The organism is Lysinibacillus sp. NPDC093190, assembly GCF_050280425.1.
Taxonomy (GTDB): domain Bacteria; phylum Bacillota; class Bacilli; order Bacillales_A; family Planococcaceae; genus Lysinibacillus.
The window spans coordinates 230,171-257,042 of record NZ_JBNNVG010000002.1 but is presented as its reverse complement, the minus strand read 5'-3'; the positions used below and the strand labels follow the sequence as shown (position 1 = coordinate 257,042).

General features: G+C 34.3%; 28 protein-coding genes, 2 pseudogenes and 1 riboswitch. Of the genes and pseudogenes, 22 read left to right on the top strand and 8 right to left on the bottom strand.

Annotated elements, in window-relative coordinates; all coding sequences use genetic code 11:
• Positions 1 to 112 precede the first annotated feature (112 nt).
• From ACQKOF_RS03245 to ACQKOF_RS03195, 11 genes and pseudogenes are all read left to right on the top strand, one after another.
• Positions 113 to 775 (top strand): response regulator transcription factor, encoded by a 663-nt coding sequence (locus tag ACQKOF_RS03245; RefSeq protein ID WP_370045809.1) that lies wholly within the window; start codon positions 113 to 115, stop codon positions 773 to 775.
• Positions 768 to 1,071: pseudogene (locus ACQKOF_RS03240) on the top strand (two-component sensor histidine kinase); the annotation flags it as partial. The gene ACQKOF_RS03245 and the pseudogene ACQKOF_RS03240, both read left to right, overlap by 8 nt.
• Positions 1,072 to 1,151: 80 nt before the next feature.
• Positions 1,152 to 2,228 (top strand): annotated as a pseudogene (locus ACQKOF_RS03235) (sensor histidine kinase); the annotation flags it as partial.
• 392 nt (positions 2,229 to 2,620) lie between these two features.
• Positions 2,621 to 3,571, top strand: a complete 951-nt coding sequence (locus ACQKOF_RS03230) for a quinone oxidoreductase family protein (RefSeq protein ID WP_427553653.1) — start codon at positions 2,621 to 2,623, stop codon at positions 3,569 to 3,571.
• Positions 3,572 to 3,984: 413 nt separating this feature from the next.
• The gene (locus ACQKOF_RS03225; RefSeq protein ID WP_427553651.1) at positions 3,985 to 4,851 is read left to right on the top strand and encodes a hypothetical protein; all 867 of its coding nucleotides are present in this window, start codon (positions 3,985 to 3,987) and stop codon (positions 4,849 to 4,851) included.
• A 411-nt stretch (positions 4,852 to 5,262) separates the two neighbouring features.
• A complete protein-coding gene (locus tag ACQKOF_RS03220) occupies positions 5,263 to 5,934 on the top strand; it encodes a lipoprotein BA_5634 family protein (protein ID WP_427553649.1) in 672 nt (223 codons plus the stop codon).
• Between the two features lie 324 nt (positions 5,935 to 6,258).
• Positions 6,259 to 6,966 (top strand): ABC transporter ATP-binding protein, encoded by a 708-nt coding sequence (locus tag ACQKOF_RS03215; RefSeq protein ID WP_376071119.1) that lies wholly within the window; start codon positions 6,259 to 6,261, stop codon positions 6,964 to 6,966.
• A gap of 2 nt (positions 6,967 to 6,968) precedes the next feature.
• Positions 6,969 to 8,948: an ABC transporter permease gene (locus ACQKOF_RS03210; RefSeq protein WP_427553647.1), complete on the top strand. Its 1,980-nt coding sequence runs from the start codon at positions 6,969 to 6,971 to the stop codon at positions 8,946 to 8,948.
• A gap of 85 nt (positions 8,949 to 9,033) precedes the next feature.
• The gene (locus ACQKOF_RS03205) at positions 9,034 to 9,729 is read left to right on the top strand and encodes a response regulator transcription factor (RefSeq protein ID WP_427553645.1); all 696 of its coding nucleotides are present in this window, start codon (positions 9,034 to 9,036) and stop codon (positions 9,727 to 9,729) included.
• 1 nt (position 9,730) lies between these two features.
• Positions 9,731 to 10,969, top strand: a complete 1,239-nt coding sequence (locus tag ACQKOF_RS03200; RefSeq protein WP_427553643.1) for a HAMP domain-containing sensor histidine kinase — start codon at positions 9,731 to 9,733, stop codon at positions 10,967 to 10,969.
• A 485-nt stretch (positions 10,970 to 11,454) separates the two neighbouring features.
• On the top strand, positions 11,455 to 12,474 hold the full coding sequence (locus tag ACQKOF_RS03195; protein ID WP_427553641.1) for a DUF418 domain-containing protein: 1,020 nt from the start codon (positions 11,455 to 11,457) through the stop codon (positions 12,472 to 12,474).
• Positions 12,475 to 12,682: 208 nt separating this feature from the next.
• Here the strand turns inward: ACQKOF_RS03195 and ACQKOF_RS03190 are convergent, their stop codons facing one another.
• From ACQKOF_RS03190 to ACQKOF_RS03180, 3 genes are all read right to left on the bottom strand, one after another.
• Positions 12,683 to 13,066: a DUF3021 family protein gene (locus ACQKOF_RS03190; RefSeq protein ID WP_427553639.1), complete on the bottom strand. Its 384-nt coding sequence runs from the start codon at positions 13,064 to 13,066 to the stop codon at positions 12,683 to 12,685.
• Complete coding sequence (locus ACQKOF_RS03185; RefSeq protein ID WP_427553637.1) at positions 13,050 to 13,607, bottom strand: hypothetical protein; 558 nt, start codon at positions 13,605 to 13,607, stop codon at positions 13,050 to 13,052. Before ACQKOF_RS03185 ends, ACQKOF_RS03190 begins: the two co-directional genes overlap by 17 nt.
• 81 nt (positions 13,608 to 13,688) lie before the next feature.
• Entirely contained in the window at positions 13,689 to 14,156 is a 468-nt protein-coding gene (locus tag ACQKOF_RS03180) for a LytTR family DNA-binding domain-containing protein (RefSeq protein WP_427553635.1), read from the bottom strand.
• A gap of 274 nt (positions 14,157 to 14,430) precedes the next feature.
• On the opposite strand from ACQKOF_RS03180, the gene ACQKOF_RS03175 reads away from it, so the two are divergent.
• The 4 genes from ACQKOF_RS03175 to ACQKOF_RS03160 are packed head-to-tail and all read left to right on the top strand — an operon-like array spanning position 14,431 to position 16,791.
• Complete coding sequence (locus ACQKOF_RS03175; protein ID WP_427553633.1) at positions 14,431 to 15,072, top strand: copper amine oxidase N-terminal domain-containing protein; 642 nt, start codon at positions 14,431 to 14,433, stop codon at positions 15,070 to 15,072.
• Between the two features lie 11 nt (positions 15,073 to 15,083).
• The gene (locus ACQKOF_RS03170) at positions 15,084 to 15,326 is read left to right on the top strand and encodes a hypothetical protein (protein ID WP_427553631.1); all 243 of its coding nucleotides are present in this window, start codon (positions 15,084 to 15,086) and stop codon (positions 15,324 to 15,326) included.
• 13 nt (positions 15,327 to 15,339) lie between these two features.
• A complete protein-coding gene (locus ACQKOF_RS03165; RefSeq protein WP_427553629.1) occupies positions 15,340 to 16,239 on the top strand; it encodes an FAD:protein FMN transferase in 900 nt (299 codons plus the stop codon).
• The gene (locus ACQKOF_RS03160; protein WP_427553627.1) at positions 16,240 to 16,791 is read left to right on the top strand and encodes a ferric reductase-like transmembrane domain-containing protein; all 552 of its coding nucleotides are present in this window, start codon (positions 16,240 to 16,242) and stop codon (positions 16,789 to 16,791) included.
• Between the two features lie 55 nt (positions 16,792 to 16,846).
• Here ACQKOF_RS03160 and ACQKOF_RS03155 read toward each other — a convergent pair whose 3' ends face one another.
• Both ACQKOF_RS03155 and ACQKOF_RS03150 read right to left on the bottom strand, forming a co-directional pair.
• Complete coding sequence (locus tag ACQKOF_RS03155) at positions 16,847 to 18,082, bottom strand: sensor histidine kinase (RefSeq protein WP_427553625.1); 1,236 nt, start codon at positions 18,080 to 18,082, stop codon at positions 16,847 to 16,849.
• A complete protein-coding gene (locus tag ACQKOF_RS03150; protein ID WP_427553623.1) occupies positions 18,082 to 18,753 on the bottom strand; it encodes a response regulator transcription factor in 672 nt (223 codons plus the stop codon). Before ACQKOF_RS03150 ends, ACQKOF_RS03155 begins: the two co-directional genes overlap by 1 nt.
• A 164-nt stretch (positions 18,754 to 18,917) precedes the next feature.
• On the opposite strand from ACQKOF_RS03150, the gene ACQKOF_RS03145 reads away from it, so the two are divergent.
• On the top strand, positions 18,918 to 19,808 hold the full coding sequence (locus ACQKOF_RS03145; RefSeq protein ID WP_427553621.1) for a DMT family transporter: 891 nt from the start codon (positions 18,918 to 18,920) through the stop codon (positions 19,806 to 19,808).
• A 36-nt stretch (positions 19,809 to 19,844) separates the two neighbouring features.
• Here the strand turns inward: ACQKOF_RS03145 and ACQKOF_RS03140 are convergent, their stop codons facing one another.
• Positions 19,845 to 20,531: an ArsR/SmtB family transcription factor gene (locus ACQKOF_RS03140; protein ID WP_427553619.1), complete on the bottom strand. Its 687-nt coding sequence runs from the start codon at positions 20,529 to 20,531 to the stop codon at positions 19,845 to 19,847.
• 91 nt (positions 20,532 to 20,622) lie between these two features.
• Here ACQKOF_RS03140 and ACQKOF_RS03135 point away from each other — a divergent pair, with 91 nt between their 5' ends.
• The 6 genes from ACQKOF_RS03135 (at position 20,623) to ACQKOF_RS03110 (ending at position 24,577) form a co-directional block, all read left to right on the top strand.
• Complete coding sequence (locus ACQKOF_RS03135; RefSeq protein WP_376071201.1) at positions 20,623 to 20,931, top strand: antibiotic biosynthesis monooxygenase family protein; 309 nt, start codon at positions 20,623 to 20,625, stop codon at positions 20,929 to 20,931.
• Between the two features lie 52 nt (positions 20,932 to 20,983).
• On the top strand, positions 20,984 to 21,820 hold the full coding sequence (locus ACQKOF_RS03130) for a CbrC family protein (RefSeq protein WP_427553617.1): 837 nt from the start codon (positions 20,984 to 20,986) through the stop codon (positions 21,818 to 21,820).
• A 32-nt stretch (positions 21,821 to 21,852) separates the two neighbouring features.
• Complete coding sequence (locus tag ACQKOF_RS03125) at positions 21,853 to 22,959, top strand: PA2928 family protein (RefSeq protein ID WP_427553615.1); 1,107 nt, start codon at positions 21,853 to 21,855, stop codon at positions 22,957 to 22,959.
• Between the two features lie 136 nt (positions 22,960 to 23,095).
• Positions 23,096 to 23,413 (top strand): PadR family transcriptional regulator, encoded by a 318-nt coding sequence (locus ACQKOF_RS03120; RefSeq protein ID WP_427553613.1) that lies wholly within the window; start codon positions 23,096 to 23,098, stop codon positions 23,411 to 23,413.
• Entirely contained in the window at positions 23,413 to 23,958 is a 546-nt protein-coding gene (locus ACQKOF_RS03115; protein WP_427553611.1) for a DUF2812 domain-containing protein, read from the top strand. The genes ACQKOF_RS03120 and ACQKOF_RS03115 overlap by 1 nt, the downstream gene beginning before the upstream one ends.
• A gap of 460 nt (positions 23,959 to 24,418) precedes the next feature.
• A complete protein-coding gene (locus tag ACQKOF_RS03110) occupies positions 24,419 to 24,577 on the top strand; it encodes a DUF3951 domain-containing protein (RefSeq protein ID WP_415732456.1) in 159 nt (52 codons plus the stop codon).
• Between the two features lie 167 nt (positions 24,578 to 24,744).
• On the opposite strand, the gene ACQKOF_RS03105 is transcribed toward ACQKOF_RS03110, so the two are convergent.
• Entirely contained in the window at positions 24,745 to 26,040 is a 1,296-nt protein-coding gene (locus ACQKOF_RS03105; RefSeq protein ID WP_427553609.1) for a Na+/H+ antiporter NhaC family protein, read from the bottom strand.
• Positions 26,041 to 26,148: 108 nt separating this feature from the next.
• A riboswitch (SAM riboswitch) is annotated at positions 26,149 to 26,256 on the bottom strand.
• Positions 26,257 to 26,523: 267 nt separating this feature from the next.
• A complete protein-coding gene (locus tag ACQKOF_RS03100; RefSeq protein WP_427553607.1) occupies positions 26,524 to 26,871 on the bottom strand; it encodes a hypothetical protein in 348 nt (115 codons plus the stop codon).
• Position 26,872: the final 1 nt, after the last annotated feature.

The following is a 26,872-nucleotide window of genomic DNA, read 5'->3' as shown; positions in this document are numbered from 1 at the left end:
TGAAAATTTTCTTTATGAATGTGAGGATAGTAGAGGCTTTAAAGGGAATATGAGGTATCTTCACATAAACTACAAATTGAACGGTTATAATGGCTACGAGGGGGATATATCGATGAACTATCATATTCTTGTAGTAGAAGACGATTTAGAAATTCAAGAATTAATTAAACAGTTTTTGATGACGCAAAATTATACGATAGAGGTTGCATCAGATGGATTAGAGGGAATGAAGCGATTTAATACACAAGCCTTTGATCTAATTCTTCTTGATGTAATGATGCCGAACCTTAACGGGTTTGAAGTTGCTAAAATGATCCGTAGTCAGTCAAGTATACCAATTATTATGTTAACCGCTTTAGAAGAAGAACAAGATCAAATGAAAGGCTTTGATCTCGGTATTGACGATTATATAACAAAACCATTTTCATTTCATGTGTTAATTAGGCGAGTACAAGCCGTTCTAAGAAGAAGTTATTGTAATAATAAGGAGAATCATTTAAGTTTTAATGAATTAAATGTCGATCGGGATGGTTATAAAGCTTATGTAAATGAGATTGAAATACCATTAACAACAAAAGAATTCGAAATTCTACAGCTACTACTTCATAATCAAAAAAAAGTGCTTACTAGAGAAATCATCATTGAAAAAATTTGGGGATATGATTATGCAGGAGAAACACGAATGATTGATACACATATAAAAAATTTAAGAAAAAAATTAAATATACCCTACATTAAAACAGTGAAGGGTATTGGATACAAAATCGATGAATAGGATTGTCAACATCATGAAGATGAAAAAAATAACCTATAAGCTCTTTATGATCACGTCTCTCATATTGTTATCTTTTGCAGTCTTGATTTATTTAACTTTATACTTCTTCCTTCCAACATTTTATGAACAATATAAAACCAATCAGCTCCAATCGGGAATAGAGGAAATAATCCATAATTCTAAGAATTTAACATTAACAAATGCGATACCGCTTTTTGACGACTACATCAAAAATAACAATGCCTTCATTTACCTACAAACTAAAGAAGGAACTATTATATATTCGCCTAATTTTATGATGCAGAGAATTACGCAACCACCAAATGTTACGGCAAAAACAGCATTAATACAGAATGAAGAAACTCCTAGGAATGCATTTTTTGTTACTTTGCCGATTCAATTTCTAGATGAAGGTAATTTAACGGTTACTGTATTCGCGACATTTCAACCTATTGATGAAGCGTCACGGGTTTTAGTACGTTTTCTGCCTTATATAAGTATCATTGTAGTGTGTATTGGATTGGGTAGTGCCTATTTTTATTCAAGGTTCATTACAAAACCTCTCATTTATATAAATGAGGGTGCGCAAAAGATGGCAAATCTGGATTTTTCCGAAAAAATAGTAGTTCGTTCAAATGACGAATTAGAGGAACTATCCAATAGCTTGAATGAGATGTCGAATAATTTGCAACAAACAATGATCGATTTACAAATAGCAAATGAGCAATTAAAAGATGATATTGAAAGAGAAAGAAAAATCGAAACAAAACGTAGAGAATTTTTCGCAACTGTTGCACATGAATTGAAAACTCCTCTCACTGTGATGAAGGGATATTTAGAAGGGATGATTTATAATATCGGCCCTTATCAAAATCGTGACTTCTATTTAGAAAAAAACCACGAAATAATCGAAAGAATGGAGCAATTGGTTCGAGAAATTTTGAGTATGTCTAAACTAGAACAAGATACCTTTAAACTGCAATTGGAAGAAGTTAACCTTTCAGAATTATTTGATACAATAACGAAAGATCTCGGTTTTTTTGCTTCTAAAAAAGACATTCAGATAATAAAACAAATTTCTTCTTTCATAAATGTACGTTCAGATCGTGACTTATTAGAAAAAGCCTTTAAAAACATAATGCATAATGCGATTATGTATTCACCACAAGGAGAAACAGTATTTATTGAGGTAACTGAGCTTCCAAAAGAAAGTCAGGTTGAAATAAAAGTGATTAATACAGGTGTTAAAATTAAAGAAGAAGAAATCCAACAATTATTCGAGCCATTTTATCGAATCGAAAAGTCAAGAAATCGAAATACAGGTGGAAGCGGTCTCGGTCTATATATAGTAAAACAAATTTTTGAATCCCTATCTGTTACCTATTCAATAACTAATATAGAAAATGAAGTTCAATTTTTAGTTAATATACCTTATTTCGATTGTAAAGATTAAAACGTAAATAAAGGAATTTTCTATCAATATAACCAGGCTGAACTGCTTTATTAGACAACGGAAATAAAAAAATATTTTAAACGGCTTGAGCCCTAATTTTAAGGACTCAAGCCGTTTAATCGTTTCTGGTAGCCATAAAGAAGGTAAGTCGGGGTAATTCACTCCTCTAATTGAACCAATGATTGTTTTAAGATGTCTTCTAATACCCTAGTTAAAAAACCCAATTCATTAGCTTGGTATTGATTTAAAAAATGAATTACATTCTTTTCTATATGCTCATGAAGGTCCTTGTGAACCTCAAACAATTCATAGCCGAGTGGTGTAATAGAAAAGAGAATTTCCTTTTTATTATCGGGCAACTGCTCTTTTCTTATGAGGTTCAAACTCTCTAAATGCAGTTAGAATGGCTTGATATCCCTAAAATAGGTAATGATGAGGTGCTCGTCAAAGTAAAGTTTGCCTCTGTGAATTTCCTTGATATTCAGATGCGTCGTGGTGACCTAGTAAAGCAAAAATTTTACGGAAAGGAAGTAGGTTTCAATAATAACCTGCCGATTTCGATTGGTAGTCGATGTATGGGTGTTATTGAAGCGGTAGGTGAAAATGTTGACCATTTAAAACCTGGAGATAGGGTAATCTGTGGAGGCGGGGGAACCTATGCAACCTATGTAGTTGCTTCAGCAAAGAGAATGATTCCAATAACTATAGATATTCCTGATCAACAAGCAGCATCCGGACTGACACAGGGATTTTTAGCCTATGCATTTACACATAAAGCTTATCCTATTCAAGAGGAAGAATGGTGTTTAATCCAAGCAGCAGCTGGCGGACTTGGAAGTTTAATATGCCAAATGGCAAAGCTTCGAGGAGGAAAAGTAATTGGTGTAACATCAAAAGAAGAAAAGGCGAAATTTGTGCTTGAAGCTGGTGCAGATATCGTTTTGATTTCCACAAAAGAGAACATTTCTGAGAAAGTTAGAGAAATAACAAATGGGGAGGGTGTCCGTGTGGTTTATGATGGGGTTGGAAAGGATACCTTTGAATCAAATCTGAATAGTCTTGGTTTAGGGGGGTATCTAGTGATGTATGGTCAGTCAAGTGGATATGTTCAGCCATTTGATATAATGAAACTCCAAGAAAAAGGATCTCTATTTTTAACAAGAACAAATGGACTCCCGTATATGAAATATTGGCCCGAATATATGGAGAATTTCCAAAAGTGGGTAGCAAACGACAGTATTTCAATAGAAATAGACCATGTATATCCCTTAAAAGATGTAGCCAAGGCACATTCCAAAATGGAAGATAGAAACTCGGTTGGAAGGATTTCGTTAAAGCCTTAAGTAATTGATAACGAAAAAGGGTATTCCATTCGTATTTGTATGTAATTATATGGTAATATAGGAATAATTCTATTTGGGTGGAAAGGATACAGGAAAACACGTATGCCAACATTTACTTTGAAATGATCAATAAATTGGATAGCATTGCCCTCAAAAAACTAGGAGAATAAATAGTTTGACAATAGTCATTCATCTGCTTAGGATAACTCGTCTATAATTCAGACATTAAGGTTTAAAAGGGGCAATCAAATGAAAAAATTCTTCGCACAAAAAACATCTGTTGGCCTAAAGCCTCCGAACGCAATTATGCCGAGGCATAATTGATTGAATTGACGAAACGAATTAATGATCTTAAATAACAAAAATTTTCAGTTGATTAAGGATAGAAAAAAGAAATAAAGGGGTCCAATGCCATGAAAAAAATACTTTTCACCTGCATACTTTTAAGTTTCAGTTTAATAAGTGCATGCTCTGATAAAGATGAACCTGTGCCGAACAAGTCACAAGAAGAACAACAACAACCTGACATGACAAATAAGTCACAAGAAGAACAACAACCTAACATGACAAACAAGCCAAAAGAAGAAGAACGTCAATCACATGAAAATCAACAGGAACCGCCCAAAACAAATAAGGGAAACACAGTAGCATCTAATACACAGGCTGGAGCACTAAAAAATATAAAGGACCAGCTTAAAACGAATTTACCTATAATTTTACCAAAAGGGCTTCCGATAACAAAAGGTACATTTTTAACTGCAACAGCGCAGGCAAAAGCTAACCAAGTTGAAGTACTATTTTTTGAAAGTAAAGAGGATTTGCCAATCAATGATAGGAAACTTAAAAATTTACAGACAGCTACGATTATTGCAAGACTAGTAGTAAAGCAATATCCTAACGCTAAAGAAGCAAATGAGCAAATTTCATTTGAGAACTTTAGTCAAAATGGTGGTCAAAAGGTTGATCTTGGCTATAACATTAAAGGTTATCAGGATGCTGGAGCTGGTTCGTTATGGACTGGTTGGAATGAGGGAAGATGGGCATTAGCGACACATACACGAACAGACAATCCAGAAGCAGGTGTGAAGCTTGCTAAACAGACAGTCCAATTTTTAGAAACACATATGCTTCCTATTCCAAAACAAAATGGTTTTGCGCGCTTAGATGTTTATAAATCAGGAAATTTAATTGTTTGGCAGGACGAAAAACTTGTCTATACACTTGATTCAATCAAAGAGCCACTAAAAGCACTTGAAATTGCCGCAGCTTTTTACCATTAACGAATTCTAATTAGAATGCTATAAATCATTGAGGACATTTATAAATTGGTGAATTGACACAAATTATCAAAAAACGGAAATTTTTAATAATTTTAAAAATTCTGTGAATTGGAAATGAAGTCCGCTTATAAAAATCTTATAATAACTCCATTTTGATTAAAATTAAAATGGAGTTTTTCCATTTGCCGTTCCGTTAATAGTAATACTTTTTAGCCCTTAAGGTGTTAGTATCTACAAAGCACTTTCAATCTTAATTCCTCCTGCAAAAAGTAAATAAACACTAATATATATAGAAAATGTGTATTCTTACAAATGAGTAAGAGTAGCGGATAAATAGTTAGACAACAGTTATTCAATTATAAAGAATATCTAGTCTATAATTTAGACATCAAGTAAATAAGGAGAAATAAAATGAAAAAAATTATAGGCTTAGTTTTAGTTATCGCCATTTTTATTGGTATAGGATTTGGAGTAAAACGTCTTATTGAAGGTCCACCACAATCAGTCAATGGAATTTTAGTGATCGGCACAGAAAAGGATGTCAATAAAGTTAAGCAGTTGTATAAAAATATAACTAAACAAACAGTTGACTACAAAATGAAATTCATAGTAACAAAAAAAGGTGAATCAAATTTAAAGTATGCAGTTATTAACAAAACTACTGCTGAACAATTAGTTAAGAAAGGAATTATTAGGGCAAGAAAAGATCCAAACAGTGGGTCTATCATTTCAGAACCTGTTCATGAAATTAAAGAATTACCCGGTTCACTGAATTTGTTCTATTCTTTTAGCGATGGGGATATGGAATTTCACCAAATAGACTTGAATGGACAAATGATACCTGTACATTATCTTAAACATCAAGCATGGATCGGATATATTCCCATGGATCTTGTTATTCTAAATGACCAAACTTATGATGAATTAACTGATTCTGAGTCTATGCTCACATTGTTTCAGTTAAATAGTGGTAGTAAATTCGATTACAGAGATAAAGAAAAGACAAACCAAGTTTTCAAAGAAATAGAGAGCGTCTATCCAGATAGCGAAGACAAAGTAAATTTTGTAGACATACAAGATTAACTTCTTTCAGCAAATGTTTTGGTAGCGAAAGCGAAGCGTCAGCTACAAATGTTTTGGTAGCGAAAGCGAAGTGTCAGCTACTGAAAGAAGTTAAAGCCTCCGGCGGATGTCACAGAATCGGAAAGGAGTTCTTAAAGGATGTTAGCCTAAAATCATCGCATCCATGCGATAACGGCTAACTGACCTGCATCGGTAAAAACGCCACGTCCTGTGGCATTACCGAAATGACCGACATCGTGTCGGCCCTCACGCAGGCCTAAGCACAAAGCCGATTCTGGACGCAATTATGCCGAGGCATAATTGATTGAGGAGAGGATGGATTATATGGAAGTTGTACGAATGGAAAATGTAGTGAAAAGTTATGGCGAAGGTAATAACAGGGTAGATGCATTAAAGGGGATCGATCTTTCTATTCAGCAAGGCGAGTTTGTCTCAATTGTCGGTGCTTCTGGTTCTGGAAAAAGTACACTGCTACATATTTTAGGTGGATTGGATCACCCTAGTTCAGGAAAGGTATTCATTGGGGACAGTGATATTTATAAATATACAGATAATGAGCTTTCCATATTTAGAAGAAGAAAAGTCGGATTTATTTTTCAATTCTTTAATTTGATACCAGTATTAAATGTTCAGGAAAATATTGCGTTGCCTACGTTATTAGATAGTGAATCTATAGATATGGAGTATCTAAATGAAATTATTAATATCCTTGGGCTTCAAGAACGCATGAATCACTTGCCTTCCGAACTATCTGGAGGGCAACAGCAACGGGTTTCAATTGGTAGAGCGCTTATTAATCGTCCGCATTTGATTCTTGCAGATGAGCCAACTGGTAATTTGGATACTCGAAATACGAAAGAAGTTATGGATTTATTAAGATTCACGGCAAAAAAATACAATCAAACCATTGTCATGATTACTCACGATTTAACGATAGCATCGGCTTCGGATCGGATCATCACAATACAAGACGGTAAAATCATTTCTGATCAGCGACTGACTGAGAAAAAGTTACAGACTGGAGGACAATGATTTTGATTCATAGTTATCAGCAATTAGGTACCAGGTATTTAAAGAAGAATATGAAACGAACCATTTTGACCTTGGTTGGAATCGTACTCTCTGTAGCGTTAATTTCAACGATTGGCCTCTTTATGAAAGGATCACAACTTACCCATATTGAGAATACCAAGAAGTTAAGCGGAGTTTCTTTTCATGTAGGTATTTCAGATTATGATGAAGAGCTATTAAATAAAGTCAAATTTAATCCCCAAATTGAATCGTTTGGTTTAATGTCTCAGGGAGACATCGTTCCTGTTGGAGATGTTTCTGTGAAAATGAATTTCGCGGATCATCACGCCTTGAAATTTTTAACCTATAGCCTTCTTGATGGCAAATTACCAACCAATGACTATGAGGCAGCTGTAGATTCCTGGGTACTTCCTTATATAAAAAAAGATCTTCAAATCGGTGATTCATTTGAACTGGATGGAAAAACATATCAACTGGTTGGTTTACTGAATAATAGTGAGTTTACACAGAAAAGTAAAGAGGGCCGATTATTAACATATAAAAGTGAGTTTGCTATTGGAGAAGGAAGGATATTAATTGAAATTAACGAGAAAGCAGACTTTAACGAGGTTATAGACGAATTAAAATCAATGACTGAAGGCAATAACATTGATATTAATACTCAATTGATTCAAGCTTTGAAACCGGAATCGGAGCAATGGGTTCTGGCCATTCTTGTTATTGTTGTCAGTATAGTTGTCATTTCTACAATTGTTGTCATTTATAACGCCTTTCAAATCAGTGTCGTAGAGCGGATGAAGCAGTTTGGCTTGTTGAGAAGCATCGGCGCTACGCGAAAGCAAATTAGACAAATTGTTATGAAAGAAGCTGTTGTGCTTTCTGTCATCGCTATACCAATTGGGATTGTATGCAGCTTTTTGGCACTTGCTATTCTCCAAACTATGTTCTTGATTTTATTAGAAGATGGTCAGAATATTTCGATGTTCAATGTCGATTGGAAGATAATATTAATCAGTTCGATTCTTACCCTGATAGCTGTTTTAGCGTCTAGTTATTACCCTGCTTTTTTTGCAGGCAAAATATCGCCATTGCTGGCAATCAGCAGCAGACTGTCAATTAAAAAAGAGGCAATCAGAAAACAAAAGAATACCGTTCAGAAAAAGCCTTTATCTTTCCCCTTAAACATGGCCTTGAAAAATGTAAAAAGAAATAAAAACCGCTATATGGTTACCATTTTATCAATTATTATAAGCAGTGTCTTGTTTATTTCTTTTTCATCGTTGATGGATATCGCATTTTCATCCAAATTTATGAACGATCCTTCCACTAAATCGGATCTTACAATCTATCTGCCAAATGACAATCAAGCATCTTCTGAGAACCTGAAAATTATGGATCAGTTAAAGTTAATTCAAAATGTATCCGAAGTTTACGATCAGGACTTAAGTTTTAAAATTGTATTGAAGGATACAGCTCAATCTCTCGCGACTGTTGAGGACATCCAGAAGACTATTGGAAATAAACACTCCATTACAGTGGTTAATCACTTTGAAGAGAATAAAGACAAGAAGGAAACCGTTCTCGTGATCAAAATTCTTGTCTATGCTTTTATTGTGGTCATTGCTTTAATTGGCAGTTTAAATATCCTCAATACGATTACTATAAGTATCATGATTAGACGAAAAGAATTGGCTGCACTAAAATCCATAGGCATGTCTCAAAGGGATTTGAAAAAAATGATTATCTATGAAGCACTGATTTACGGTTTTTCTGGAAGCTTGCAAGGCATTTTCTTCGGTTGTATACTTTCATATATTATTTATTTGGCTGCTTCCGGTGTCTTGAAGGTTGCGTGGCCGATTCCCTATGAGGCTTGTTTCATTACGTTTGCTGCCGCTCTATTAATTAGTTATGTTTCTGTTTTGCTACCGTTGAGAAGAATCCAGCAGGATAATATTATAGATACGATAAGGGAAGAATAATACGAAAGGCCTGGCTATTTATAGTCAGGCTATTCTGATTTGGCAGTAACTGCTAATATGGAGTGAGAGGAAGGAGAGGGTATATTTGAATAAGATATTACTGGTTGAAGATGATGAGGCTCTTGGTTTAGCCATCGAGTTTTCATTAAGAAATGAAGGGTATGAGGTGATTAGAGCCTCTAGTGTAAAAGAAGCGAGAAACCAGTTTGATCATACTATTTTTAAGTTGGCTATATTAGATATCAACCTTCCAGATGGAAATGGCTATGATCTATGCATGCACTTTAAAAAACAAAACGATGCCATGTCTATTATTTTCTTAACCGCCCTTGACGAAGAAGCGAATGTAGTAATGGGACTAGATATTGGTGGGGACGATTATATAACAAAACCTTTTCGAGTTAGAGAACTTATGTCGAGAGTAAGAGTGCAATTGCGTAAACAAACTAAGTTAGAAGAAGCTTCATTGATTTTAACATCTGAGAATATAAAAATTGATATGAACCAAGTCAAGGTTTATAAAAATCAAGAAGTTGTCCCAGTAACGAATTTAGAATATAAGCTTCTGTTAACTTTTATGAAGAATGCTTACAAAGTATTAAAAAGAAATGAAATTCTTCTGGAAATTACGGGTGATGAAGTATTTTTTGATGAAAATACGTTATCTGTATATATTATGCGTTTAAGAGACAAAATCGAAGATAACCCAAAAAATCCACAGTTTATCATCACCCAAAGAGGATTAGGATATCGTTGGGATAAGGATGTGTGCAGACAGTAACATGATAAAAAATACAGAGATAAAAGGCTATATGATCATATTGTTCGCTTTGTTTTTTCTATTAATGATCTATCAGTTTATGACACATCAACTATTTTATAATCATTTAAAAAGTGATTCGATTACAACCTGGGGGGAAATTACCGCCAGATTGGTTGAACAAAATCCTGAGAATGAAGCAGAAATTATGAAAGTCTTAACAAACAATTCTTCTGATTCCAATGAGTATCAGGAAAAAGGAAGAGAAATCTTTAAACAATATGGATTATATGAAGATTTGGAGTCAGAACTTTTTCCACTTTTAAATAACCAAATTTTTAGCCATAATCAATTAATCTTTTGGGGGTTGATTATTTTCGGATGTCTATTGTTTTTGGCAAACTACATACAATACACTATTTTCTTCAATAAAATCAAACAACTTACTTCGACTGCAAAAAAAATAATCGAAGGGGATTACTCGGCTACAATAAATGAAAATAAAGAAGGCGATATTGCCAAACTAGTAATTTCTTTACGTTCCATGAAAGATATTATTAGAAAAAGCATGAGTGATTTGCTTGAAGAAAAGAAGTTTTTAGGTCAAGTATTACAAGACATATCCCATCAATTAAAAACACCACTTTCGACGATATCCATCTACAATGAATTGTTATTGAATGAAGACTTACCCCGTCAGCAGCAAGTTCAATTATTGCAAAATAATGAAGTTCAAATCAGCAGAATGAATGTCTTGATTCAAAACTTGTTAAAAGTAGCGAAAATTGATGCCAGAGCTATTTCATTTGATAAAGAACCGTTAAACTTGGTGGAAACGATTCATGAAGTTTTAAATCGTTTGGAAAATATGATCAATGAAAGGAACTTGTCAATTGACTGGGATGAGCCGGAGAAAATAGTAGTTTTCCACGATAAATTATGGATGCAAGAAGCTTTGGTGAACTTGTTAAAGAATGCGATTGAGCATTCCAAACATGGTGATAAAATCACACTTCAACTCAAAGATACACCCATTTATACGGAACTTGTGATTCAAGACTTTGGAGAGGGGATTGCAGTTGAGGAATTACCGCATATCTTTAATCGATTCTATAAAGCAAGTAGTTCTAAAAAACATGATTCGACGGGGATTGGCTTGGCGTTAACAAAAGCAATTATTGAAGCGCATCAAGCCTTGATAAAAGTTGAAAGTGAGAAAAATGCCTATACAAAATTTACAATTACCTTCATAAAATTTTAGAATGTAAGAAGGCGTTGATTCAAGAAGAATGAAAGTTCTTTTAAAACTGTACTTATTTTAGGGTGAAAAATAGGAGGCTGTCTATTAGCGATGGCAATTTAGGTTGAAATTTATCTAAATCAGATACACCCCTGCAATTCTGCTGCTAATTATTATAGTTTATTTAAAACGAAAGATTCATAAAAAAAGTCATCTTTTCTAATTTAACTTGATTAGAAAGGATGACTTTTTTGATATTTGGGAAGCAAAATCTTAAATACATGCCTCGGTTTTTCCTGATCAAATCAAAACATGAAAGGACCTTCTACAGTAATTTTACAATTTAGTAAGATTAAATGTCATATTGTAAGGGAACAGTCATTCATTTATCAAAAGATAACGTTTATGTTTAAAGTATCAAAAATAAGGAGCTGACAAAATGAAAAAACAGTAGCTTTTTTATGTATTAATGCTTAAAAATATAATTTTCTACTAGGAGATTCTGAATGAATAAATTAAATACGTATGCAAGAATAGACACTATGGATTACTTACGAGGGTTTGCCTTGCTGGGGGTACTTCTTGTGAATAGCTTTCAGGTTATGAATTCGTCCAACTATAATGAATTACACGAAGTATTATTTTTTATATTCAACAGGAAATTTTACCCTATTTTATTCTTCTTATTTGGATTTGGATGTTATCTTTTTATGAATCAATCCAAACAAAAAATAAACAATAGATACCTTTTGTATTTCCGCAGAATCGGTTTTTTATTTGTACTAGGACTGCTGCATACATTATATGCACCGCCAGGGATTACCGATGTATTAATGGTGTATGCAGTACTTGGTCTGTTTATGGCAATATTTTTTAAAAGAAGTAAATGGAACAACTTAATAATAACGATTTCACTAATAGCCTTATCTATAGTTACATCTTTTTGTCAACCGTATTATGGTGAGAGAATCATATGGCTAGAAATACTATCCGACATAAGTAAATGGTTTGCATTGATGATGCTAGGTTTTACGATGGGGCAATTTAAATTTTTTGAAAATATCCGTGGGAAATTAAAGTATATTTCGATTTTTTTAATAGTTAATATTTGTACTTATGTATCTTTATTTTATATAAAGATGTCAATTGACATTCCTCCTTCAGGAACTGAAATGCTAGAAGATTATACAGTTGCTTTTATGATGATTAGCAGTCTTCTTATTATTTTACAATGGGATAGGGCAAAAATGATATTATCTCCATTAAAATTTTATGGACAAATGTCTTTAACAAATTATCTTGCACAAAGTGCCTTACTTATTGTATTTTGCTTCATAATTGGTATTACACCGATTAATTCATTAATAGTGTGCTTCATAATCCACGCTGTTTTAATTACTTTTAGTATAGTATGGTTAAAGTATTTTAATATCGGACCAGTTGAATTGTTATTACGATGCTTCACTTATTGGCGTAAAGTTCCGATTAAGAAAAAAATCATTAAAGAGAGTTTTAATGAAGCTTGATTTACCCAATAAATAGGGAATTTGATTTTACTTGGCTACCAACGAAATATATTCAATAGATTTACTGACACATTTATTGAACGCACTATCTACTTATTTCAGTTCGTTTACGAGATTCTTTAAGATGATAGTATTAAAGGGTCACTAGATAAATGTGACCCTAAAGATTCAGTCTTTTGTTCTACATGTATGAACCAACGCATCCTTTTTAAAAATTTCTTATCTGTTTTAGTAAGGTATTGAGTTCATTCGCCTCTTTTTTAGTTTTAATAAGTGTTATGATCCAAGCAAACAAATATATTAATAAAAATCCTCCAAGGAAATCTACACTTAGAAAATTATCTGTCCACTTGTTATATAAAGATATAGAAAAGACTACTAGAAACATCATGATAAAATGGATTAATAAAGCAAACAAATAGTTAATTTTTTCAAAAATGATTGTAAAAATACCCGCAGAAGCAGAGATTATTAAAACACTAATAATCTCTGCTTCTGAAGTAATGATATTTTTATTTCTCGATAGTAAAATGATCATATAAATAAATGCGCCAGTTCCTAAACCTGAAAATATTCTATTTTTTAATTGCAAAGAATGTCTTCCTCTCAAAATTTTTATGATTTAAAATAGGTTCATTTACATCCTTTTGTACATTATAGGTATAAAGAATTCCCCCGAAGAAAAGCCCTATAGATAGTCCACTTATGGCAGAATAAATTATATTAAATGTTATGTCATTATAAAATGATGGAGAGATGCCTAAAGTTACATTTAAAAGATACTTCACCAAAAAATTTATCAGAATAATGATTAATGGAAGATAACACTTCTTTCTAAAGATTACTGATTCCTGTTTGAAAAAAATTTGATATTTTTTATACAACAAATAACCAATTAAAGTCCCAGGAAATATGAAAAAGAAATAGCTAATCAAACAAAATTCTAAGTGTGAAAATTGAGTGATCATTTTTTCAAATCCCCATACCATAAATATGAAAGGAACTAAAAACATTTTAGATAAATTGATTGGTCTTTCCTGGGAAATACCAATACCTCTTTTTATTAAAATAAATAATAATATCCATACCCACAGTGGCGTTCCTAAAACTACTTCTTTAATAATGTTATACATTCTTTATTGCCTCCTTTGATGTTATCCATAATGGCATCAAAAAGGGAATAAAGAAATACGTCTAAACATATGTGGTGAAAATCAATACATAAGTGGACTTTTGGAATATCTTGTTAGTGTCTTTTTCAAATGAGATACATATTTTCTTGACACAATTACTTTCTCTTCATTCGAGAGAATTGCTTCAAGATTACCATTAGGTTTAACCGAAAATTTATTTAAAAAATGAATATTGATAATGATCGTTTTTGAGATTCTGATGAAGTTATTGGGAAGATCATGCTCCAATTTATATAAAGGGCTTTTTGTTTCAAAAATAGTATCATTTGTGTAAATGAATATTTTTCGTTCAAGATATTCTAAATAAAATATATTGGAATAAGGAATTTTTTCTTGTTCGTTTTTTGATGAAGACTTTGCTAGTAAATAGTTGTCAGTGTTTTTTTCAAGAGTTGATACGATATCTTGAATAAATGACGTTACTTTGTGAATGTTAAATGTACATGATTCTTCTTTAAGTTTTTCAATAATTTTAATGTTTACTTTCATTTAAGACAAATTTTCCTTTCAAACTTGATTCTTTGTAATTTAAAGTGAATATATGTAAAGAGTATATCAAAAGTTACTCTGATTTTTGTAATTGTAGGATAGTTTTTACCAAGATGTTGTATACAAAAAATAGATTTATGAACCAAGCCATTTTTAAGTACAGAGCAATCTGTCCATAGAGATGGCCTTTTTAAATGTAAAAATTTGTTTGAAAAATTCAGTCTTGTATCATTTTTAAAACCTACAATGAAGTCAAAGGAAAGGAGTATTGTAGATGAAGCTGAAAAAAATTAGTCTTGTTGTAGTTCTAATATTGGCAAGTTTTATAACAAATGACGTAGTCGTACATGCAGATGATCACAAACATGAAGATAAAAAACATGAAAAGTATAAAGACTATAAGGACGACGATGACGAGCACGATGAGAAATATTACGATGACGATGAAAAAGAAGGCGAAACCTACTATTTTCAAGACGCTGTAAGGGCAAAAGGTACTTGGAATATTTGGACACGAACAGTTGCTGCAGATAAAGAAGTGCTACCTTTTACAAGCTCTCAAAAGGTCACATTAAAGGTAGAAGGTACAAATAAGGAGCTGAGCTTTTTTGTTATACCAAAAGACGGGGAATTATTTGTACCGGGAAAAGCAGTAGCACAGGTTCTAGGAGCAAAAGCAACCTTTTACAAAGCAAGTAAAATTTTAGTTATCCAAAATGAAGCCAATGAATTAATTTACCGAGCTGGAACTAACGTTGTTTATGATAACAATGTGAAAACACCATCTCCTGCACAAGTATTTTACATGAATGAAGAATTATATGTACCTATTAGTACAATAACGAATGGCTTAGGTTATATAGCAGAGTGGCAAGAGAATAATCAAACATTTGTCTGCCAACCAATTACGAATTAGGGGGAAGCACTATGAAAGATTCGAAAAAGGCAAAATGGGTATTAGGTACGTCAGGGATTCTTTTGTCTGCAGCGATATTAACCCAAATTAACAGCCCAACAGAAGCCGAAACAACACGCACAAATAATATTCAGGAAGTAGATCAGAAAAATATGACGAAAAAAGAAAAAGAACTAGTTCAGCTAGATTGGACAAACTTTGAAATTACAAGTCAACCTACTGTCAAAAGTGAGCGCAAAACGAAAAGAACTTAATGGAGTTGGTCGTGTGGATACACTAACTTTGCAAATAATGAATACTGAATTTTATATAGCTATGCCAAAAGGTGTTCATTTTGTATGGAAAGAAAAAGCCGAGAAATGGCTTCAATACGTAGCACAAGAATGGTCAAGATTTCAATCGAATAATGAATTATCACAACTAAATGATTTGAAAATTGGAGAAACGCTACGCATTAGTTCATTACTATATGATTGTTTAATGCAAGCGGATCAATATTATCAACTTTCTAATGGTTTATTTTCACCGTATCTTAAACGCCAATTAGAACAGCATGGCTACAATCAATCTTTTCCATTTGATGCAGCTAAAAGCAAGGCATTTCAAAACAAACCTCTGATTGCAGATCAACCATTTCAATTTCTAGGCGACGCGCAAGTAATGAAAGTAGCACCGCAGGAAATTGATTTAGGTGGATTTGCCAAAGGGTATGCTATTGAAAAATTGGCGAATTGGCTTGAAGAAGAGGTATCTCCAGATTTCGGGCTAATAGACGGGGGAGGGGATATGAAAATGTGGTCTTCCGGGGAAAAGACATGGACAATCGGTGTTGTAGATGCCTGGGATATCGACAAGGAAATTAGCTCGATTAAGATGAAAACAGGTGCCATCGCTACATCTAATCGAGTTTATCGAAGCTGGATGCAAGGAACATTGAAGAAGCATCATTTATTAAACGGACAAACAGGTGAAATTGCAAATACTGAAGTATTACAAGCTTCAGTCGTAACGCCCTCTTTATGTGATGCAGAGGTTGGTGCAAAGCTTTGCTTTCTTATGGATGAGTGTGAATTGCAGCAATGGTTCGAAAATAAGTGTCAACAAAGTGCCCGCTTCATTGTTAAAAAAGGGCAAGCAGCAAATTGGAGAATGACGGGGGTGAAATAAATGATCATCAGTACGTGGGAATGGATTCGATTATTAGGGTTTTTAGCGTATTTTTACTTTACAATTTCCATTATATTTGGTTTGTTGAGAAAATCATCATTTGTCAAATCCCATAAAAATTTAATTTATCATCTACATCAAAATGCGGGATGGCTAGGGTTAATTACCGTAATCGCGCATATGTTAGTGCTTTTAATCGATCATTATCAGCCTTATAGCATAGTTGGGATTTTAATTCCTTTCGCAGCAAAATATCATTCTCTACCATCGGCTCTAGGAACAATAGCATTTTATTTATTTTTAATAGTAATCATGACATCGGATTTATGGATCCGAACAATGAATCGCTCCTTATGGAAAAAAATTCACTTTCTTGTGTTACCAGCATGGGCATTATCACTTGCTCATGGAGTGCTAATTGGAACGGATACAGAAAATACGTTGATTATCATGTTTTATGTAGTTTCTGCGGGGGTTACCATGTTAGTACTGATTGCTAGAACAATAAGCCAGTTCATGAAAAAAGTAAATATTTCAACGTCACAACAATAATTAAAAGGAAGCGGGGCTGTTTTAAAAAGCCCCGCTTCCTTTAATTGAACAATATTTATATTGGGAATTCAATATGAAATGTAGTGCCTTTATCGACTTTACTTGTCACATAAATTTTCCCCTCATGCTGCTCCACTATTGCTTTTGCTATGGCAAGACCTAAACCAGTGCCATTTCGTTGACGAGCAGTATCACTTCGGTAAAATCGCTCAAACACTAAAGGCAATTCCTGTTCAGTCATACCAACGCCGCTATCAGCAACAGTAATTTTTACAGAATCTCTATTTTTTAAAAGCGTCAGTGTTATTGCTCCACTATTTGTATATCTTATCGCATTATCTAAAAGAATATAGAGCAGCTCTTGTATCTTTGAAGCATCACCAAGCAGCTCGATGTTTTCTTGGATTTCAGTAGAAAACTGTATGTCAGGAGGCATAATCCTTTGGAATTTTGTACTCACTTTTTTGAGTAAAGTTGATAACGGTATGATTTCTTTTTGAGTGGAAACCTGCTGCTGATCATGTCTTGCTAAGAACAGTAGCTTTTCTATGAGCTCTTTCATTATTTCAGCCTCATCTTTTAAATCCGCAATCAATTCTTTTCCAAAAGGACTTAATTGCTTTGCTTCCTCATCTTCTAAAATTTCAAGTGAACTATAAAAAATACTTAATGGTGTTCGTAATTCATGGGATGCATCGGATACGAATTTTTTTTGTTTATCGAACGACCATTGAATAGGAATCATCGCTTTACCCGCCATATAATAAGCCAGTAGACCGATTAAGACCGTTGAAATACAAGTTAATACTATTAGTAAATACTTTGTCATTTGGAAAAAATGATGCTGTGACGTCACAGATTTACCAACGATAATATAGCCTGCAACGGTATCGTCGTTGAAAATTGGCTTTTTTAGAAGTAGAAAATGCTCTTCTTGCCATTCATAATGCTGTACAAGTTCCTCATTTGGGCTCCTATTGCCAAATGCTTTTTCAATCTGATTCTTCAGTCCCTTGTAAGATTCGTCACCATGGACAAACTCATGCTCCTTTGTGTAAATATAGTAAAAAAAACTGCGATTTGGGTCATAATTTAAAGATTTAGTGTTGGCATAAGCATGTTCAAAGAAATCATGCTCTTGTCTACCATAAAAGTCTTCTAATTCGTTTATTTGTTGATTTTCCATTAATTTTACGAGGGAAAAGTATAGAACAATAACGAATAGTGAAAATAACAAAAAGTAAAGAGTTGCATACAAAAAGGATAATTTTTTTTTCGTTTTATGAAACATTAGTCTTCCCTCAGTTTATAGCCAATACCTCTAATATTTTGAATACGTGATTTGGATTGACTATCATCAATTTTTTTTCGAACAAGCTTGACTAAGGCATCTAAGGAATTATTCGAAACATCGTAATCGTAGCCCCATATATAAATACAAATTTGTTCTCTAGTTAGTACACGACCTTTATTGATAAATAAATATTCTAACAGTAAAAATTCGTTTTTTGTTAGTTCTATACTTTCATTATTGTACGAAAACACGCGGGAATCTACATTCAACTGTAATTGATCGATCTGGATGACCTGTTCTATCACTTTATCTTTTCTCCGTAATAATGCGCGAACTCTTGCTAACAGTTCCTCTATTTTAAATGGCTTTACTATGTAATCATCTGCGCCACTATCAAGTCCTTTAATGATGTCCTCTGTGTCGTCCTTCGCTGTTAGCATTAAAATACTACCATTGAATCCAGTTTTTCGTAGCTGCTGGCACACTTGAATTCCACTAAGATGCGGCATCATCCAATCTAAAATAACAAGATCGTATTGCTCTATAAGAGTATGGTCTAGCGCTTCCTGCCCATTCTCCGCTTCTGTCACATGGTGAAATTCTTTTTTTAACATATGAACGATATTTCTTCTTAATCGTGCATCATCTTCTGCTAGTAATATTTTCAAAGTAGCTTCCTCCTATTACCTATATTCAGCTAAGTATACGCAGAAAAAAATGATATGAAACTGAAAAAAGTTCCTTCCTGCACTATATGTATTCCATACTTCGATAAGAGTTGAAGTTTTTCCTATCTATAATGTCCTTAAATATTGAAATAGGGGGACAAATAATGAATATTTATAAATTTATAGCATTGTTAGTTTTAACGACATTTTTAATGGGATCTTCATTTGCCATTGTAAAATTGGGGTTGCCTTATGCATCTCCACTGTTATTAGCTGCACTCCGCTTTATACTAGCAGGGATTATGATGGCTGTCGTCGTGATAGCGTTAAAAAGACCTCACCCGACTTCAAAAGAAGGCTGGATGAAAATTTTAACGATTGGAGCATTTCAAACTGCTGGTGTAATGGGCTGTATTTTTTTAAGCTTACGAACAATTACGGCAAGTGAATCTTCTATTCTAACATTTACGAATCCTTTGCTTGTAGTCATCTTCGCTACTATATTTATGAAGGTACGTTACCGATTGTATCAATGGTGCGGTGTTTTCTTGGGGTTAATTGGTGTTGCGATTACAATGGGTGCACAAGTTGAAGTGAAAATCGGCATTATTTTTGGTATTCTTTCAGCGGTTTTTTGGGCAATTGCGACACTATTAGCTAAAAAATGGGGCGTATTATTTGATACATGGGTGCTATCAGCCTATCAAATGCTTTTTGGTGGTTTATTACTTTTATTGGCAAGTTTCGTGTTAGAACAACCATTTTTTACTGTGAATAGTCATTCTTTATTCATTTTATTATGGCTCAGTATTTTCTCGTCAATTGTTCAATTTGCAGGCTGGTATTATCTTTTACAAAATAGTGATCCCGGAAAAACGAGTGCCTTTTTGTTTTTAGCCCCTTTCTTTGGCGTGTTAACAGGCTGGGTACTATTAAATGAACCATTAAAACCAACACTAGTCGTAGGAGGGCTGTTTATTATTGCTGGTATTTATTTAGTGAATCGTAACTTTACAACTAACGTTAAAAAAATATCCGCGGGGAGTCGAGTATAGACTGTCCGCGGAAAGAAGGAAGAGTCTTGTGCTATTTTAAATATCTAACTGAAAAACTTCTTTAAAGCCAGCCCTTCCTTTTTCAGTCACTTTAATGGCACGAATAGATGGGACACGAGTCAGCCATCCCAAGCTTAAAAAATGTGTAAGCATTCCTTGACCAAGAGCACCAGCTAGATGATAACGTCGTTCACTCCAATCCAAACATGCAGGGGAAAATGATCGACGCTTTCTTTTTAAATCATCTAAATCAAGACCGAAATCCGTAAAAAATTGTGCACCTTCAGATGTTATGAGAAACTGTTTTTCTTCTAGTTTTAGATAGCCTGCGTTAACCAAAGAGTCAGTTAATTGAACGCCTAGTTTACCAGCTAAATGATCATAGCAAGTTCTTGCACCCTGTAGTAATTTCATTTGGCTAGATTGTTTTAAAGAGCGTACTTCAGGTGGGGGAGAAATCGCTAGGAAGGATTCTAGTAAATGAGCAATTTCTTCGTCTGCTAATTGAAAATATCGATGACGACCTTGTTTCTCTACTTTCACAAGTTTGCCTTCTACTAACTTTGCAAGATGAAAGCTAGCTGTCTGGGGTTTAATGGCTGCCATATAAGCTAATTCACTGGCTGTATGAAAACGACCATCCATCATACTAGCAAGCATTGTAGCTCTTGAAGTTTCTCCAAGGAGTGAAGCAACTTCAGCCATGTTTGGATTAATACCCATTTGTCACAATCCTTTCTGCATTCCACATTTTGATATTCGTAAAAGTATTTATCGTTTACAATAATACATATTGAGGAGGGAGTAAATAGTAATGGAAACTTATTATGCCGTAATTTTTACATCGCAAAGAACAGACGAAGATGGAGAAGGCTATGCCAAGATGGCAGAAGTAATGGATGAACTAGCACAAAAACAGCCCGGTTTTCTCCGTGTAGAAAGTGCTAGAAATGCTGAAGGGAAGGGCATTACTGTATCCTATTGGGAGTCACTAGAGGCAATTCAGGCATGGAAAGAAAATTCAAAACATCTAGTCGCACAGCAATTCGGAAAAGAAAAATGGTACATGCAATATAATGTGGAAATTTGTAAAGTCATAAAAGATTATTCTTTTACAATGTAATTAAATCGAGAAACGTTAAAACGATTATTTCAATTATAGAAGGTGTTAAAATATGACCACGTTTATTTTAGAAGAGTGGCATGAACAAAGAAAAAATTTCAATCCTTCTGATCCTGTTAGCATTAATCGAATGCATGAGTTCAAGGAAAAAATGAAACTTCAAGAGCATACTGAAGGAAATTTAAGGATACTTGTAGACATCTACTGTATGCTTAGAATGTATTCAGAGGCATATAAGATTTTTACTTCAGTTATGGATTTAGAGAACAAGAAAGATCAGAAAAAATTTGGATCAATAAAATATTACGTAGATAATCCAAATTGTGTGAAGCCTTTGTATCCTTGTAAAATTAAAGAGGATAAAACAATTAAAACGCTAATACCTAAATTTAAATATTTGCCAGCTCCATTAAAATCTAAAATCTTTGAAGCGGAAGAAGTTGTTACTTGTGATTGCTGCGAACAGAAAGTAGATGTTTATTATACTGGAGGGATTTACGCTATCGAAGAGGCTGATTATCTCTGTCCGACATGTATACATAGTGGTGCAGCTGCTAAAAAATACGACGGTTCTTTCCAGCAGGACTTACTAAATGATGAGAATGTTGTAAATTCCGATTTTGCTGAAGAAGTAATGTGCAGAACGCCTGGTTATGTTAGTTGGCAAGGTAATAATTGGGTGGCTCATTGCTCAGATTATTGTGCATTTATTGGCTATGTTGGCTGGAGTGAGTTAGTGGAGTTGGGCATTACAGAACAATTTGAAAATTATACTGGTTTTTCTACTGAGGAGTTGTCAAAATCACTAGTGAATGATGGCCATCATCAAGGGTATTTATTTCAATGCTTAGAATGTGGTCGCTATGTTCTTTATTCTGATTTTAGTTAAATTTGAAAAACAGTCTGTGAGGAGGAGGAGAATTGGACAATTTTTTTCAACGATATATTGATTCGTGGCGCTTTAATGGTTGGTTTGTCCACGATATCTTTCTAGGTATCGTCATTGGCGTTGGGCTTTTATTATTATTGTATGCTTTGTTCAAACGCCGACTTAATCTTGCTTTTGTCATAACCTTTATCCTTTACGCTTTTTTAGGTAATCTTTTGATGATTGTTTTTGGCTTAGCTGGTCGAAACTTCCCAATCAATTCTGAATCTCCTATTTATACAGATGATGCACAGAAAATTGCTGTCCAAATGGTTGAAGGATCTGAAAATAACGGTACAGGTAATGGCATTACGCAAATTATTTCACATCATCAAATTGTAGCAATTAATTTGCAAACAGGTGAAAAACAGTGGACGAAATCTTCTTCAAGTAAAGAGACACTCATTGGCATTTTTATGGGCGGACTTCTTGTTCATCATCGTGATGATGAATACGGAAAACTTTCACTCTTGGATATTCAAACTGGAAAAGAAAAGCTCTCTGAAAAAGAATTTACAGAAAAGCATAAACAGTTAATTGATGTTTTAGATAATGGTTCCCACAATATAATCATGTTGCAAAATAATCTTTATTTAGAGGGTGTCGATGGAAAATTTTATCGCTTTGATGGCAAAAAATTAACTGAAGATAACAAAGCTGAAAAATACCTTTCTACAAAATTTTTCATAGAATCTGATATTCCAGGTTATTTTGCTTCGCACAATCAACCGTTGGAGAATTATCAAGAGGTTCGAGAATTTAGTAGCAATGTATTAGCTGAACCTTCTATTCAAGCATACAAGAATCTTGAGCCAGCTGTGTTAGATGTTGATCTGCAACAACAAAATGCCATTGTTTCTTATCGACAAACGAAGCGAGAAAGTGCAGACAGTATCGTATTATCATATGATATGAAAAACCATCGCATTATTTGGGAAGAAAATATAGGTGTCGTTAACGCTGAGCAAAAAAAACCAGGTGTTCGTACTTTAGAGAACTACTATGCGATTCAAGCAGGAGATGAGTTTTTATTGTTAGATAAGGATACGAAAAAAGAAATGTTCAGATATCAGCTACGTTGGAATCGCCCAATTCGGTGAAAATTACAGAGCATTGTATTATTTATCCTCTCCAAGTAACGACTTGGCGGGGATTTTTTATAGAGTTGCTCTGTATATCATAAAATGATATATTATTTAATGATATATCGTTTTGTGATATATTGGAGGTGTAGACATGAAATCATTAGAGCAGTTAACAGATTCTGTTTTTTATATTATGGCTGCCTTAACAGAGCCTCGACACGGCTATGCGGTCATGAGTTTAATAGAGGAGACAACAAAGGGTACTTTCGTAGTTGGTCCAGCATCCCTTTATACAATTATAAAAAAACTAGTAGCTGAACAGCTTATTCAGCTACACGATGATTCGGATTCTCGCAGAAAGGTCTATGTCTTAACGGATAAAGGTCGAGAAATATTGCTCGAAGATATCGAAAGAAGAAAGGTTATGATTCAGTTGGCAGAGCAGGGACTACAAGGGGGGCAAAAATAGTGAGAAATAGGAGATATATGGAATCATATGGTTTAGCTTTTTCTGAGGAGCGCGATATGAAAAAATTAAGCGAAAAAGCAGCAAAGGGCTGGCATTTAAAAAGATTTCGATTTGCTGGCTATGGGCTAGAGAAGGGTGAACCAGAAGACGTAATTTTTAGTATTGATTATCGTAAATTACGGAAGGATGAAGAAGAGGAGTATTTTGAACTATTTGCTTTCGGTGGCTGGACACATGTTTGTTCTAGTGCAGATATGCATATTTTTAAGGCAGCACCAGAAACTACACCCATTTATAGTGACGCTGAGTCTTCTATTGATAAATTAGCGCGTCTTGCAAAGCCTGTAAATCTAGCAGCATCCATTGCTCTTGCTATAACGATGGTTTTGTGGGTATTTATGACATTTACCACTGGGATAATTCAACACATTGCAGAGCAAGGATTTACATATTCCTTTGTTTTTACTGTTCCAGCAGTGATGACTTCTGGTGGAGTTTACTATCATATGTGGAAAAACCTACGATTGAAATCTAAGCATATATAAAGAACGAACAGCTGAAGCTTATCAGCTGTTTTTTCATGTTGTTGAAAATTAGTGTGTCAATGAAATTATGCTATTAAATAAAGTAAGGGGGTTCGGCAAAACGAGGGGATTGATTTCCGTTCCAACTGGGGCTTTCCTGGGGGCGTCGGGGAACAGATGTTTTTTGTACGAAAGCGAAGTGCAAAAAAACAGCAACTTCTTTGAAAGAAATGGCACGGCGAATGCCTGCAGTAATGAAGTTTTTGCTGAAAAAGAAATAGATGCACCGAACTACAGGAAAAACTGACTTATTGTCGAAATATCATATAATTAAGTGTGTTTTGGGATAATTATTTTTACAATCTGAGCATGTCCAATGTTTGATGACAATATAATAGTACAGTTGCCTACATTAATTGGTAGTACGCCTACAAAATAGGAAAACCATAACTAACTACTTGGTGAGAAAGGATAAGATGGAATGAATATTGGGAATAGCGTTGCGCTTATTGTAAGTCTGATTTTTTCAAGCATTTTGGTTCGTGCAATTTATCGCGTTTTTGTGAAAAAGAAAGTACCTACTATGACCTATACACCATATGATGATGCCATGAATGGAGGAGGAAAACATGACAATTGAACTTTTAAGTGAGTGGTTCAATCCTCAAAAAGTACGGTAATTTTAACAGGTGCCAACTTAATTTAATTAAAGCGAGCTTGCAGACTTGCCTCAAATAAAAAATCCAATCGTTTTGATTAATTTTTTTTCAAAACAATTGGATTATTTTAATGTAAAATCACTACTTTTTAAAGTGATGAAGTTCGGGCTTTCTTTTCTTTCGGGTATCCGATAAGGATAGCGATAATTCCACAAATTCCTATAAGGATTGGATAGAAAGAGTATTGCAGCATGCTCACTGGCGATATTCCAGCTACGCTTGCGGCTGCCAGGAATTGGGCTCCGTATGGCAGTATGCCTTGGATCGTACAGGAGAAAATGTCTAATATACTTGCAGACTTTCTTGGCTCAATCCCATACTGTTCAGCAATATTTTTTGCAAGCGGACCAGCAATTAAAATAGCAATCGTATTATTGGCCGTAGATAAATTAGTTAGGCCAACTAGGCCAGCAATGCCAAATTCAGCACCTTTTTTCGATTTAATTCTTCGTGTCGCAAGGTGAAGCAGAAAGTCAATTCCTCCGTTAAACTTAATAACCTCCACCATGCCAGCTATTAATATCGCAAGAAATGCCATTTCATACATGCCTGCCATTCCTTCACCAATCTTTTGGAAAAGGCTCATTAAATGATAGCTGCTATCCGCTAAGCCAACAGCCCCAGCGAGAACAATCCCAAATGCTAGAACAAGGAAAACATTCATTCCAGCTAACGCTAAAATAATAACCAAAACATAGGGAATAATTTTTACCCAACTATAGCTTAAATGTTCCACTTGTGCCGTTTCACCCATTGTGATAAACCCTAAAATAATGCTCGTTACAATAGCTGCCGGCAACACAATCCAAAAATTCACTTTAAATTTATCCTTCATTTGTGCACCCTGTGAACGAACAGCAGTAATTGTTGTATCTGAAATAAAAGATAAATTATCGCCAAACATCGAACCGCCAACAATCGCTGCCATTACTAAAGCCATGGAAAGGTCGATATGCCCGCTTATCCCAACTCCAATTGGCGCCAGTGCAACAATCGTTCCTACCGATGTACCCATTGACAGGGAGATAAAGCAGGCAATGATGAACAGGCCTACGACAAGCAAGTTTGGTGGAACGACCGATAAAGCAAAGTTAACAGTGGAGTCCACTGCCCCCATGCCTTTTGCTACCTCTGAAAAGGCCCCAGCCAAGAGAAAAATAACAACCATCAGCATGACATTTAAATTACCTGCGCCTTTGCAAAAAATATCAACCTTTTGCGCAAACGATTCTTTTCGATTCATCGCCAGAGCCACAGCGCCTGAAATGGAAATGGCTACAATGACAGGAAAGGCATAAAAATCACCTGTAATAACCCCTGAACCAATAAATAAAATCAAAAAAACAACAAATGGGATCAGCGCCCATGGATTCCCTTTCTTCATGTCTACCTCCAAAAAATAAAATTGGACACGTCTTTTGTCCATTCTTTTTACGAAAAAAAGGCCTCTTCTTGTACCAACAAGAAGAGGCCTTATATCTATAAAACACTCCTCTTATCTATCAAGCCTTTGCCTGCTGGATTTGGCACAGTAACTTAAATCATAAGTTCCGCTGCCGAGATTTCATCGGGCCAGTCCCTCCATCTCTCTTGATAAGAAGCAAAAATATTATTCTTTTTTCACAATAATAAATATTAAAATAAAAAATCAATATTTGCAACATATTTTTATTCAAACTTTACTTCAAAGTTACATTCTGAAATATTTATGGAGGAAATTTGAACAAATAACAGGGATCAGAGGATAGGAAACTGCGATTTTTTGTATGCTATAGAAATTTGATGAAACAATTGAAGGGAAAATAAAAGAAGTGTTGAAACAATTGCAACTTTAAAAGGAGGCGTCCCTTGAGACATCGAGAGGCGCCTAAAACATTTGTGGTAAAAACTCCGTCATAAAGCGTTGATTTTTACGCAGCCATATTTTTAAAATCATACGATGTGTTAGAAGTCGTTGTCTTTTATGTGGTCTAGACTTTGCCTCTATTAAACTTTGAAGTAGAATACATGTTTCTGTTGCAAATGCTTGAGGATCAACGAGGACGTCTAGTTTATAATCGATTAACTGTGCAGCCTGTACCTTTGCAAGTAATTGAGCAAAGCGGGTATTCATTTCTGGAAAGTTTTCTTCTAGTTCTAGGTCGATTAAAGTATATAGTGTTTGTTCAACTTCAACTTCAAGCGCTTGTAATTGTTCGATTGATGGCTGTGTCACA

Coding starts and splice junctions, on each gene's coding strand:
- ACQKOF_RS03245 (WP_370045809.1), top strand. CDS start 113: ATGAACTATCATATTCTTGTAGTAGAAGACGATTTAGAAATTCAAGAA.
- ACQKOF_RS03195 (WP_427553641.1), top strand. CDS start 11,455: ATGAATAAATTAAATACGTATGCAAGAATAGACACTATGGATTACTTA.
- ACQKOF_RS03105 (WP_427553609.1), bottom strand. CDS start 26,040: ATGAAGAAAGGGAATCCATGGGCGCTGATCCCATTTGTTGTTTTTTTG.
- ACQKOF_RS03215 (WP_376071119.1), top strand. CDS start 6,259: ATGGAAGTTGTACGAATGGAAAATGTAGTGAAAAGTTATGGCGAAGGT.
- ACQKOF_RS03225 (WP_427553651.1), top strand. CDS start 3,985: ATGAAAAAAATACTTTTCACCTGCATACTTTTAAGTTTCAGTTTAATA.
- ACQKOF_RS03200 (WP_427553643.1), top strand. CDS start 9,731: ATGATAAAAAATACAGAGATAAAAGGCTATATGATCATATTGTTCGCT.
- ACQKOF_RS03120 (WP_427553613.1), top strand. CDS start 23,096: ATGAAATCATTAGAGCAGTTAACAGATTCTGTTTTTTATATTATGGCT.
- ACQKOF_RS03155 (WP_427553625.1), bottom strand. CDS start 18,082: ATGTTTCATAAAACGAAAAAAAAATTATCCTTTTTGTATGCAACTCTT.
- ACQKOF_RS03170 (WP_427553631.1), top strand. CDS start 15,084: ATGAAAGATTCGAAAAAGGCAAAATGGGTATTAGGTACGTCAGGGATT.
- ACQKOF_RS03185 (WP_427553637.1), bottom strand. CDS start 13,607: ATGTATAACATTATTAAAGAAGTAGTTTTAGGAACGCCACTGTGGGTA.
- ACQKOF_RS03135 (WP_376071201.1), top strand. CDS start 20,623: ATGGAAACTTATTATGCCGTAATTTTTACATCGCAAAGAACAGACGAA.
- ACQKOF_RS03175 (WP_427553633.1), top strand. CDS start 14,431: ATGAAGCTGAAAAAAATTAGTCTTGTTGTAGTTCTAATATTGGCAAGT.
- ACQKOF_RS03160 (WP_427553627.1), top strand. CDS start 16,240: ATGATCATCAGTACGTGGGAATGGATTCGATTATTAGGGTTTTTAGCG.
- ACQKOF_RS03110 (WP_415732456.1), top strand. CDS start 24,419: ATGAATATTGGGAATAGCGTTGCGCTTATTGTAAGTCTGATTTTTTCA.
- ACQKOF_RS03180 (WP_427553635.1), bottom strand. CDS start 14,156: ATGAAAGTAAACATTAAAATTATTGAAAAACTTAAAGAAGAATCATGT.
- ACQKOF_RS03145 (WP_427553621.1), top strand. CDS start 18,918: ATGAATATTTATAAATTTATAGCATTGTTAGTTTTAACGACATTTTTA.
- ACQKOF_RS03220 (WP_427553649.1), top strand. CDS start 5,263: ATGAAAAAAATTATAGGCTTAGTTTTAGTTATCGCCATTTTTATTGGT.
- ACQKOF_RS03230 (WP_427553653.1), top strand. CDS start 2,621: ATGCAGTTAGAATGGCTTGATATCCCTAAAATAGGTAATGATGAGGTG.
- ACQKOF_RS03140 (WP_427553619.1), bottom strand. CDS start 20,531: ATGGGTATTAATCCAAACATGGCTGAAGTTGCTTCACTCCTTGGAGAA.
- ACQKOF_RS03130 (WP_427553617.1), top strand. CDS start 20,984: ATGACCACGTTTATTTTAGAAGAGTGGCATGAACAAAGAAAAAATTTC.